9 protein-coding genes are annotated in these 12,075 nt (G+C 50.3%); 5 read left to right on the plus strand and 4 right to left on the minus strand.

Annotated features, from left to right (window positions below; genetic code table 11):
• A partial coding sequence (locus HUK38_RS12400; RefSeq protein ID WP_202985560.1) for a hypothetical protein occupies window positions 1-318 on the minus strand: 318 nt, incomplete at its 3' end.
• A gap of 178 nt (window positions 319-496) precedes the next feature.
• Window positions 497-1,549: an aminoglycoside phosphotransferase family protein gene (locus HUK38_RS12405; protein ID WP_182584649.1), complete on the minus strand. Its 1,053-nt coding sequence runs from the start codon at window positions 1,547-1,549 to the stop codon at window positions 497-499.
• A gap of 90 nt (window positions 1,550-1,639) precedes the next feature.
• Here HUK38_RS12405 and tsaA point away from each other — a divergent pair, with 90 nt between their 5' ends.
• The 5 genes from tsaA to HUK38_RS12430 all read left to right on the plus strand — a co-directional run bounded on the left by tsaA (window position 1,640) and on the right by HUK38_RS12430 (window position 9,880).
• Entirely contained in the window at window positions 1,640-2,365 is a 726-nt protein-coding gene (gene tsaA / locus HUK38_RS12410; protein WP_182584650.1) for a tRNA (N6-threonylcarbamoyladenosine(37)-N6)-methyltransferase TrmO, read from the plus strand.
• Window positions 2,366-2,551: 186 nt separating this feature from the next.
• On the plus strand, window positions 2,552-3,754 hold the full coding sequence (locus HUK38_RS15420) for a methyl-accepting chemotaxis protein (RefSeq protein WP_182584651.1): 1,203 nt from the start codon (window positions 2,552-2,554) through the stop codon (window positions 3,752-3,754).
• Between the two features lie 83 nt (window positions 3,755-3,837).
• Complete coding sequence (locus HUK38_RS12420; RefSeq protein ID WP_182584652.1) at window positions 3,838-4,143, plus strand: STAS domain-containing protein; 306 nt, start codon at window positions 3,838-3,840, stop codon at window positions 4,141-4,143.
• Window positions 4,144-4,193: 50 nt separating this feature from the next.
• A complete protein-coding gene (locus tag HUK38_RS12425) occupies window positions 4,194-5,939 on the plus strand; it encodes an ATP-binding SpoIIE family protein phosphatase (RefSeq protein ID WP_182584653.1) in 1,746 nt (581 codons plus the stop codon).
• Window positions 5,940-5,944: 5 nt separating this feature from the next.
• Complete coding sequence (locus HUK38_RS12430) at window positions 5,945-9,880, plus strand: PAS domain S-box protein (RefSeq protein WP_182584654.1); 3,936 nt, start codon at window positions 5,945-5,947, stop codon at window positions 9,878-9,880.
• Between the two features lie 147 nt (window positions 9,881-10,027).
• Here the strand turns inward: HUK38_RS12430 and HUK38_RS12435 are convergent, their stop codons facing one another.
• Window positions 10,028-10,375 carry a DUF3127 domain-containing protein gene (locus HUK38_RS12435; protein ID WP_202985561.1) on the minus strand — a complete coding sequence of 116 codons (348 nt, stop codon included), beginning with the start codon at window positions 10,373-10,375 and terminating at the stop codon, window positions 10,028-10,030.
• Between the two features lie 81 nt (window positions 10,376-10,456).
• Complete coding sequence (locus HUK38_RS12440) at window positions 10,457-11,938, minus strand: L,D-transpeptidase (RefSeq protein ID WP_182584655.1); 1,482 nt, start codon at window positions 11,936-11,938, stop codon at window positions 10,457-10,459.
• Between the last annotated feature and the right edge of the window lie 137 nt (window positions 11,939-12,075).

Here is a 12,075-nt window from a genome sequence, read left to right on the forward strand (position 1 = left end):
CTCAAAAATGATATTATCTCGGGGATAACCTTTCGCAAATTTAGCGGTAATTTCTTTATCCAAATGATCTTTTGCATCTTTCGCTTCCCAATAGCCATGTGTCAATCGCAACCGATCTACCAGCGCACCATCGACGCGAATCGTATTGCCTGCCAGTGTTTTGATTTCGTATTCGTTCACCAGAATTAATTGCTGTTCATGGCCGAGCGTTTCTAATAATTGTTGAAACGCAGCGCGTAAGCTGCCTTCATTATCGGCGCCCGCCACGCGGCGTAAATCATCTAATTGGCGTTGATACTGTTGAATAGCATGGTTCATTGATAATAATTCACAGGTTTATGAGGGGAGGATGCGGTGAACATGTCAACCGCATCAATTGTGTTTATTACCGAATTGAGGCGATGCGTTTTACCACATGTTACAATGTGCTTTATTTGATTGCGCTAAAATAGCTTCATCATCACTTTAATAATCATTCCGCGTGACCCAAACCAAGTTAAGCAACACGCAGCGCAGCATTAATGCGAGGTAATAACTCATCTTGTAGCCATTGCCCAAATGTGATTAATGACGGATAATGGGTAGCGACAGTAGTCACATAATTCAGGGTACGCGGGATATGTATTAAATACCCGCGCTTGCCATCGCGTATTGCTAATCGTGCAAAAATCCCTGCTGCTTTTAAATGCCGCTGCATTCCCATTAAATCGCACCATTGCCACCATTTGGTCTCATGTTGTGGACGTACAATGCCGGATTGCACGGCGAGGTTGAAATAACCCCATGCCCATTCTTCAACATGTATAGTTGGCCATGCAATATAACAATCGCGCAATAATGACATTAAATCGTAAGTGACGGGACCAACGACCGCATCTTGAAAATCTAAAATGCCGGGGTTGGCAGTTGATGTGACCATTAAATTGCGCGAGTGATAATCACGATGCACACACACCTGCGGTTGCTCTAATGCACTGGCAATTAAAACGGTGCTGACTTCATTAAATAACTGATGCTGGGCGGTGGTGAGTGGGTATTGCAACCACGCCGTGACGAGCCAGTCAAGAAATATGGTTAATTCGCGTTGTAATAAGGCGGCATCGTAGTGCGGTAATTCCTCCATTGGTCCGGCGGCTTGTAAAACAATGAGCGCGGCGAGGGCGTCACCATATAAACGGTCAACAGTGACGGGTGTTAATTGGTCAAGATAATGCTGTTGCCCCAGATCACTGATTAATAAAAACCCTTGTGTTAAATCACTGGAAATGATAGTTGGAGTATTCAAACCAATGTGCCGCAAAGCGGTTGCCATGCGAATAAAATTGGCGTTATTTGTGGTCGCGGGCGGTGCATCAATTACAATGTGTGATTGATCTTGCGATTGGAGGCGAAAATAACGCCGACTACTAGCATCGCCGGCGATGTTAATTAAATGTGCGGCAGTACTATTCGGCTGCACCTGTGCCAACCAATGATGCAATGCGGTGGTGCGTTCTGGTGAATGAACCGTATGAACGGTGGAATGAAAAACGCTGGTGGGTGTGGACATACGACGGTGTGGTGGTTAAATAATAAAGCGTTGATTTTAACACACTGTGGCATCAACCCTGATCGAATGACACAACGGCGGTATTAATCAATGCAATTTACATTTAAACCAATTGGTATTGTGCGGTCGCCTTTTAATGACAAATTCGGTATTCCACGCCAACCCCGGCTAGTCGAAGCTGCAACGGCGCGGTTACAATTGCTGCCACCTTATGACCGCGAGGAAGCCTTTGTGGCACTCGACGGTTTTTCGCACGTTTGGCTCATTTTTGTCTTTCACGCGGATTGTCTCACTGCCGATTGGCACCCGATGGTACGCCCTCCTCGCCTCGGTGGACGGGCAAAGGTCGGCGTTTTTGCCAGTCGCGCCCCCTACCGACCCAACCCGATTGGTATCTCCGCCGTTGCCCATCGCGGTCTAGAACGCACCACGCAAGGTTTAGCATTATGTTTGCAAGGTGTTGATTTGCTTGACGGAACACCCGTACTTGATGTCAAACCCTACGTCCCATACACCGACAGCATCCCGACCGCGCTGGGTGGATTTGCACACCCACCCAGCCCTGCGCCGCTGCTGCCGGTGGTGTTCAGTCAGACTGCACAGCAGCAATTAGTTAGTTATGATCCTGATGAGCGGCAACAATTACGCGACTTAATTATGCAAGTCATTGCGCAGGACCCGCGTCCCGGTTATATGGATAGGTATCCGCAACGCACCCAGTTTAATCTGCGATTATTGGATTACGATATTGCTTGGGAATGGCAAACAACACAAGCGGTGGTGATGCGAATTATAAAGTTGCAAACGACTGTCTAGTTTCAAGCGGATAACTTATTGCAATATCAGTCAATAGCATGGTGTGATTTAATTCATGCAATTTTCAATACATCATCAACTCCGCCACGTCTGTCTGATTGAAAACTGATAAACCGGTACCGTCGCTTAATTTAATGAAGCTTCGTCACACCGTGGCGCAACCTTTATCACCAATAGGCATGAGTAATGCAGCATTTGTTAATCCATTGGCCAGCACTGCTGTCTAGCGCGGGAGTTTGTTTATTCAGTGTTGTTTTACCCAGTTGGAGTCCCGCTTGGTTGATGGTGCTAATCGTTTTAATCATTTGGTCATTATCAACTTGGTATCATCCGCCGGCGTCAATTCAAGCCGTGACTCGGGCAGCATTCCCGGGGAATAAACAACAACCCGTCTTGAATTCAGAACAGCAGCTTTGGTCATTGGTGATAGACATTGACCGGTTAATCGCTCCCGAAATGACTGAACTGCGGCAGATGATTGTACAAGTGACCAATTTAATTGCCGATGCCGTCGTTGATTTGCAAACGAATTTCACCGGTTTATTGCACGGATCAGAAACCCAACAACAGTTGGTCATGCGATTAATTCAAGGCATGACTAATGAAACTAACGAGCGTCAAGAGACCATTGACATCAATTCATTTTTAGAACAAAACAGCCGATTGTTGACTGAAAATATCGAGCGCTTAATTGACATGGGTAAGCATAGCGTCCAAGTGGCGCATCAAGTTGATGATTTAACTACGCAGATGGATAACATCTTTAAATTGTTGGATAGCGCAAATAAAATTGCCCGACAAACGAATTTGTTAGCATTAAATGCAGCAATTGAAGCAGCGCGGGCAGGTGAAGCTGGGCGGGGATTTGCAGTGGTGGCACAAGAGATTCGCAAATTATCCCAGGATTCGGCGCAGTTTAATGAAGAAATTCGTGAACAAATTTTGCAATCACAACACATTTTTTCCGAAACCCGCACGATTGTCGGGCGAATGGCATCGCAAGATATGAGCATGTCAATTACAGCGAAAGGCTATATGGATGATGTCAGTAATAAGGTGCAAAGAATGAATCAAGCCATGTCATTAACATTAGATGATTTGAATGGTGTTGTTGAAAATTTACATGGGAATATTGATGCGGCATTACGGTTGTTACAGTTTGAAGACATTACGCGGCAGGTGCTTGAACAAGCGCAACAACGCCTTGATTTTATGGATCGCTTTGTGAGTGAACTGCGGCAATTACCCGTGTTACAACAGGAGCAATCAGCGGCGCAGACCGAGGAGGCGCGCATTCGTTTGCAGGCGTTGCAAACGGAAGTGAAGGCGGCATCGCATCGTCCTGTTATTCAACAGTCAATGTCGGCCGGTGAGTTGGAATTATTCTAATGACAGCACGTCCACAAAAATACTGCTAAACTCACATGTTTTCGTAGAGTCTATTCACTTTTCAATTTGGAGTATGCTGGATTATGACTGTTAAACGTCACGTTGACGATCAAAATAATCAAATTATTATCACCATTGAAGGACGGTTTGATTTTGCGCAACACAAGGCATTCCGTGATGCGTATCGAGATATTTCCACCAATCATAACCGTTTTGTTGTGGATTTATCTGAAGCAACCTATTTAGATAGTTCTGCTTTAGGCATGTTGTTATTATTGCGTGAACATGCCGGCGGTGAGGCGGCACCGGTGCGCATCACGGGTTGTAGTGAAGATGTGCGGCGCGTATTAAAAATCGCTAATTTTGAACGCCTGTTTATTCTTGATTGAGAGTTATCATATTCATGCCACCTAACGGTTTGCCATTACTGAATTCACCAATGCCAATTGTCACTCATGTCCCACCTGGGATGCGGGGGACAGCATTGATTGTTGATGATGAGCCGGCAAACTGTCGGCTATTAACTCAGATGTTGCGGCGCGAAGGCTTTGCAACCCACGAAGCGTATGATGGCTATAAAGCATTAGAGTTATTCGCCCAACATTCGGCCGACATCGTGTTTATGGATGTGATGATGCCGCGTATGGATGGTTTTGAAACCACCCGTCAATTAAAACAAATGGCGGGTGTGAACTTTGTGCCGGTGATTTTTTTGACCGCGTTGCGGGATGAAAAGTCATTAATTGAATGCACGGAGGCGGGCGGAGATGATTTTCTCACTAAACCCTTTAGTTTGGGTATTCTCAAAGCGCGCATTAAAGCAATGGAACGGGTGCGGGATTTGCAGCGCACCATTCATGCAAAAAATGTCGCGCTATCGGCGTTATTAGAACAAGACCGCGAGGAACAAGAATTGGCCGAGCGCGTGTTCACCCGAGCGGTCAATGCCAATAATGTGCGATTAGACAATTTGAATGTCGTTTTACGCCCGGCGGCATTATTCAGTGGCGATGTCATTTTAACTCAACATGCGCCCGATGGTGGATTACGCATTTTAGTTGGGGATTTCACCGGTCACGGATTGGCGGCTGCTATTGGCGCTTTACCCGTCGCGGATGTGTTTCATACCATGACGCGCAAAGGTGTTGATGAGCGTAAGCTATTAGCTGAAATTAATCGCAAACTCTATCAAATGTTGCCCGCCGATCGGTTTATGGCCGCCTGTTTAATTTCCATTTCTGGCCACGATCATCAATTACGTTGGTGGAATGGTGGAATGCCCAGTGGTTGGCTGCGGACGCAAACTGAATTATTAGAATTGGAGTCTTACGCATTGCCATTAGGCATTTTACCCGAACTCGGTGAGTTGGGGGTGCCGCGGTGTTTGACCATCAATACGGCTGACCGTCTGCTGTTAATGAGCGACGGCTTGGTTGAAGCGAATAATAGTGATGAGCAAATGTTTGGCGATCAGCAATTCAAAAAGTTGCTGGTGGAATGGCAGCCGGGCGAGGCAATGATGCCGCGTTTAATCACAACGCTCGATGCCCATATTGCCAATGCCGAACAGCGCGATGATATTGCCATTGTTGAATTGCCGTTAAATCCCAGTTTATTTGCCGCCACCCATCCGTTGTGTTGTCCGTTATCCACCGCCAGTTGGTGCTGGTTATTAGAATTACATGATGAGCGATTGGTTGATATGCCAACACTCGGGCAAGTATTACAGCCATTGGGATTATTAAATGGCATTGAACCCCATTTAGGCCCTTTGCAAACCATTGTCTCGGAACTTTATACTAATGCGCTGGAACACGGTATTTTAGGCTTGGATTCGCGCATGAAAGCCACGCAAGAAGGCTTTGAAGAGTACTACCTAGAACGGGCGCGGCGCTTGGTTGACCATTGTCACGGGCAAATTACGCTGCGCCTCTGTTATGAACCGCACGACCCCGGTGGCTGTATTCACATCATGGTGCGTGACAGCGGCCCGGGATTTGACTCACAACATCTGCCCACTGGTTCGATTGACGACGCCGTCCGTTTTTGGGGACGGGGTATCCCGCTCGTGCGTGATCTGTGTCAATCCGTCACCTACAGTCACAATGGCGCTCAGGTCGAAGCCGTCTATGTTTGGCACACCGATGAGCAACTGCCATATTCCACCTCGCCGACAGCAGGCTAATTGTTTTGTTCACTTTAGATCGCGCTTCCACACCACTGCCATTTTTGACTACTACGACCACCTCCCACTTCCCTGACTGGACGAGCGGGCAAGTTTGGTTATGGGCGCATGACCTCGACTCCAGTTTATGGCTGGCGCAACTGTTATCAGAAATCGGCTGTGCCTTACAAACCATCCGTGACCCGCGTGAAATTGACCAGAGCGCCCCAACCCCCGGGGTACTGCTACTTGATACCGGCGCGCCGGCCACCGCGGCAGAGGAATTGGCACTGCTGACACAAGCGCGATCAGTGCTACCCGCCCGCCTGCCGATTTTGGTAATCGGCAATCAAGTTCAAGTGACCGAACGGTTGGCAATGATTCGTGCCGGGGCGCAGCGTTACCTGACGCGGCCAATCAACTCGGCGCACCTGTTACACAGCTTGGCGGAATTTTTAGACACCGACGAGCGCGCCCACAGCGCCCGCATTTTGCTCCTCGGTGACGATGCGCAACTGCAACGCTGTGCTGACCTGTTAACCGCGGCCGGCGCACTGGTGCATCACGAACCGAAGGTGCAACAGGTATTCACCGCGCTGGAACACTTCGCCGCCGAGGTGGTGATTTTACCCGCCGAGTTACCCGATGGCAGCGGGAGCGAGTTAGCCGCCGTGATTCGCGGTGAAGAGCGCTACGCCCTGTGCAGTTTCATTTTTTTGCGCACCGCCGCCGCGTCGCCCCTCCCCGCTGACCCGACGCTGACCGACTGGCGGACGGTGGAATTACTTGACACCCCGGTTATCAAGCAACGCTTATTTGATTTGGTCGCCACCCGCCTGCGCGAAGTGCGGCGCAATCGTGATACCTGCGGCGCCCTGACGCTGGCGCTGCGTGGGTTGCAAGCGCAAACCCAGGCGTTAAATACCCACGTCATCATCAGTATCACCGACGGGCGCGGGCGGATTATTCACGCCAATCAGAATTTCTGCACCCTCAGCGGCTATCACTGTCACGAACTGTTGGGCAAAACGCATCATCTGGTGCAATCAGGGTTACACGACCAACCGTTTTATCAGACGCTCTGGCAGACCATTACCAGTGGACAGATTTGGCGCGGTGAACTGTGCAATCGCAATCGGCACGGTGAATTGTTTTGGGTGCTATCCACCATCGTGCCGCTGATTGACGGCAACGGTCAGCCGTATGCGTACATGGCAATGCGCACCGACGTCACACCAATTAAACGGCAAGCCGAGCAATTGCGTTGGCAAGCGCGTGCTTTAGAAGCGATCAATAATGGTGTGACGATTTCAGATGCGCGTCTGCCCGACATGCCATTGGTTTATGTCAATCAAGCATTTGAAATGATTACGGGTTATCGCGCCGCGGATGTCATTGGGCAGAATTGCCGGTTTTTACAAGGCAATGAACAAACGCAAACTGCGATTAATGCAATTCGTGATGCGTTAAAAAGCGGTAGCAGTACTCAAGTGGTTTTGCGCAATTATCGTAAAGACGGCAGCGCATTTTGGAATGAAGTCAGCATTGCGCCGGTGCGGGATGACATTGGCGAGATTACGCATTATGTCGGTGTGCAAAAAGACATTACCGAGCGGTTGCAAGCACAAGATGCCCTGCGCGCCGAGCGCGATTTTATTCAAGCCGCGCTCGATGCGGTGCCGGCGCTGTTTTATATGATTGACCAGCAACTGCATTTAATTGAGTTTAATACCAGATTGCTTGATCTGACCGGCTGGAATACCGAAGCGGTTAAACAATTATTAGCACCCGATTTATTCGTGCCAGAACAACGCGCTGAAATCACCCGCGCCTTCACCGCCGCGTTTAATGACGGCATTCCAATTGCGCAAGAATTCCAATTGCTCACCACCGCCGGTGAACGCATTCCATTATATTTGCGCGCCGACCGTCGCCGGATTAACGACACGGAAGTGTTAATTGGCACGGGTCAAGATATGAGCGCCTATCATCAGGTCGTAGCATCATTAAGATTGAGTGAAGAACGGTTAAGCCGCAGTCAAGCCTTTGCCAATATTGGATTATGGGATTGGAATATCCAAAGCAACACGCTGTTTTATTCGGAGCAATTGACCACGTTATTAGGTGGTGAAATCCTACCCGCCAATAGCGGATTAGCACCACTCTTTGCGCTCATTCATCCCAAAGACCGCGATCAATTACGCGATGCGATTGAATACTGCTTGCGGGGCTGTGAATTATGCGATGAAGAATTCCGCGTGATTCAACCCGATGGTGGATTACGCTGGCTCTTATTACGCGGCAATATCATTGCTGATCAACAGCACCAGCCATTGCGAATGCTGGGCGTCATTCAAGATATTTCGCGCCTTAAACAAGCGGAAATGGTGGAAAAGCGGGCGCGGCGTGAAATTAAAGCGGTGATTGATTCGCTGTGTGCGTTGATTTGCGTGATTGATGCGCAGGGCGTCATTTTGTCAATTAACCGTTCGTGGCGGCAACGCGGGCGGTGTTTAACAAACAATCACAATTTATTATTAACGGGTAATAATTATTTAAATTTACATATTGCATTTGCCGAGCAAGGGCGGGCGGATAGTGCGCGCTTAGTGCAGGGTATTCGTGATGTGTTGTCGGGTAATTTACCGGGCTTTGAAACCGAAATACACGGCCCCGTCGAGTGTGAAGAGATTGTGTATTTGGTGCGCGTCACGCCATTACAGGGCGCATCAGAAAATGATCCACGAGTGGTGGTCAGTCATCAAGATGTGACCGAAACGCGCCGTATTGAAACGGATTTGCGTCATGCCAAAGAAGCGGCGGAACGTGCCAGTCAAGCGAAATCAGAATTCCTGTCGTCAATGAGTCATGAATTGCGCACGCCAATGAACGCGGTATTGGGATTTGCGCAATTGCTTGAATACGATGCGCATTTGAACGCTGAACAACATGAGAGTGTCCAAGAAATTCTCCGCGCCGGCCGCCATTTATTAGAATTGATTAACGGCGTATTGGATTTAGCGCGGATTGAAGCGGGTAAAATTGATTTAACCATTGAACCGGTGGCATTGCTGGCGGTGGCGGAGGAATGTCAATCGCTGTTAACGCCGTTGGCCGAGCCGCGTGGTATTCGCTTATCTATTCAAGCCCACACGCTGTTGGGATTGGTGGTGTACGCTGACCGTATTCGGTTAAAACAAATTATTATTAATTTGCTGTCTAATGCGATTAAATATAATCATGTCAACGGCCAAGTGATTATTACCGCCGAGCGCCGCGCCGCCATGATTCGCTTGACCATCACCGACACCGGCGCCGGCATCGCGGCGGAACATTTAGAGACTTTATTTCAACCGTTCACCCGCCTGGTCACAGAAGATGCGGCGATTGAAGGCACGGGCATTGGCTTGACGGTGTGTCAGCGCCTGACCGAGGCGATGCAAGGGCAAATTGGCGTGGATAGCACGGTCGGGCAGGGCAGCCAGTTTTGGATCGAATTGCCGGGCGTCGAACCGGATCTGATGTTGTCAGCTGAGGCGATTAGCGCCGATTTGACCGCCACCGACGAGTGGACAACTTGCGCCGGCTGCCCGCGCTACACCGTGTTGCAAATTGAAGACAATCCGGCCAATCTGAAACTGATGGAGCGGTTATTTGCACGGCGCGGTGACATTTTTGCCTTGAGTGCGCCCAGTGCGGCGCTGGGATTGGAATTGGCGCGCACGCAACGCCCCGACCTGATTTTGATGGACATCAACATGCCCGGGATGGATGGCTACGCCGCCCTGACGGCACTGCGCCTTGATCCAGTTACTCGCGCTATTCCAGTGGTGGCCTTGACGGCGAATGCGACCTTGAGTGATGTCGAGCGCGGCATTGCGGCGGGATTTGATGCGTATCTCACTAAACCATTGGATATTCGGTTATTAGTTGAGACGCTGAACCGGCTATTGGAAGGATAAATCACAGCGCGGTTGAAAGCGGTTAAATCAATTCAGCTAGAATTGACGCACGGCGAAGTCTAACTGAATTGAATTTTTAAGATCAATTGCGTTCCCACGCTGGCGCCTGGGAACGAGCAATTAAACCATCAGAACGAACGCTAATGATTAAAACGGATACATGCCGTCATCAGGAAAGGGTGGTTCATTATCAAACCCAGAGGGCGCACCGTTGTCAGAGTACAATTCAAGTGGCCGCACCTTATAGGCCCGAACGGTCGTGTACCACCGTCCGTTATATTCGCGGCTTTCTAATTCAATTTCAATAGCGACCTGCTGTGCCATTTGTAATGAAAACGCATCAATGCGATCACCCCAAACTGTCACACAAATCTTTTTCGGATAATCCCCAGTGGTTTCAAGAATGTACTCTTGACAGCGCCACTGATTACCGCGTACTGACGTCCCCGATTTAAGCGGCAAGATTTCAATAATTTTCCCAGTAATTTGCATCATTAATAATACCGTTCCTGCACCATGAAAACGCGGCAAATCACCGCGTCGTGCAATTGAATGTTAATTAACCGCGCCGTCAAATTAAATCGCGGCGGCCCGTTGTTGTACCAAGCGTAACTGCGGGCTGGTTGATTCCGGCGTATTTTGCTCAGGTGAGCGCCACACACCAGGGTTTTGATTCACCGGCGGTGGGGGCGGCGGCGCATTTTGTTCGGCGGCGGCTGGTGTCACGGGTGGCGTGGTGACCGCTGGACTTGGCACCGGTGGCGGTGGCGCGACAACGGGTGGTGGTGCGACAACGGGCGGTGACACCACGGGCGCTGGCGCGGGTGTCACAGTTTGCACCGCAACCGGTGGCGGCGCCGCTACTGGCGCAGGTGCAGCCGTGACAACTGGCGGTGTGATGGCTGGTGCGGCAACAACTGGCGGCGGCGCGGGTGTCACGGCTGATGGCACAGCAGGAGTTGGTGTTGACGGTGGTGCGGCCGAAATGGCACTGGGCGTTGGCGCGGTCGGCGTGACCACCGGTGGTGCTGGTGAAGTGACCGCCGGCGCTGGTGGCGCAGCATCGGCAACTGTCTCCAGTGGCGTCGTGGTGACGGAACTTTGTGGCGCTGCCGTTGCAGCTGAAGCAACTTTCGCCGCCTTATTCGCCGCCAACCGTCGCGCCGCCGCCTGTTTTCGTTCACGTTCACGTTCCGCCGCCTTCGCAGCAGCCACCCGCCGTGCCTGTTCCTGAGCGCGCCGCTGTTCTTTGGCACGCGAGGCATAATTGCCATAATCCGGCCCGTGACCGACCACCGACACCTTCGCGCCCATCGTTACCTGGTCGTACAATTTATCGGCCACTTGTTCGGGCATTCGCACGCAGCCGTGTGAAGCGGGGCTGCCCGGACGCGGGATTAGACCGGCGTGCATCCCGACGCCGTCATACGTCATGCGCAGAAAATTGGGCATTTTGGCGCCGACAAAGCGCCCACCGGGCGGAATTTTGTCACGCCCCAACACGGCGTCGCTTTTGACCACTTTACCGGCACGATTGTAAATTTTGCCGTACAAATTGGATTCTTTGTCGGCCACTTTTTCCAGCACTTCAAATTCCCCCACCGGGGTTGGATGGGTTTTAGTGCCAGTCGCCACCGTTGACCAGCCGATTTCGGTTTCACCATCGTAAAAATGGGCTTTTTGTTCACTGGTATTGATAACAATCCGCGTCACCCGCCGCCCATCGCCGCGCCAATCGTACAATTTACGCGGGGAGGCGGCTTCTTGGGCGGGTTTAGGGGATTTGTCTTTTTTCGGCGGCCAGGGCAGCGGATCAGACGCCCGTGCCTTTTTAGGTTTAGTGTCAGCCGCAACGGTCGCCGCCGGCGCGGGTTTGACCTCAGATTTCTTGGCAGGGGGCGTAGTCGGTTCGGCAGCTTTAGTCGGCAAACTTTCGACACAGCTGGTAGTCAATAGCGGCAATAATAAACACGTCGCAACGAGGGTCAGCCGGTGCCATAACTGCCCTCGGCTGGCTCGGCTGGGGTGGAATAGATACGTTTGGATTCTGTTGTTCATGCGCAACACTCAATACGATTGATAGGGGAGAATATAGTTGAACTATACAAGTTAACCCATTGACTTAGAAAAAATCAAAAAAAATTAAGGCTGTTGTACAATTGCCAATGCTGTACTTTTATTCCATTCTATAATGT

The sequence above is a fragment of the Thiospirillum jenense genome (assembly GCF_014145225.1).
Classification (GTDB): domain Bacteria; phylum Pseudomonadota; class Gammaproteobacteria; order Chromatiales; family Chromatiaceae; genus Thiospirillum; species Thiospirillum jenense.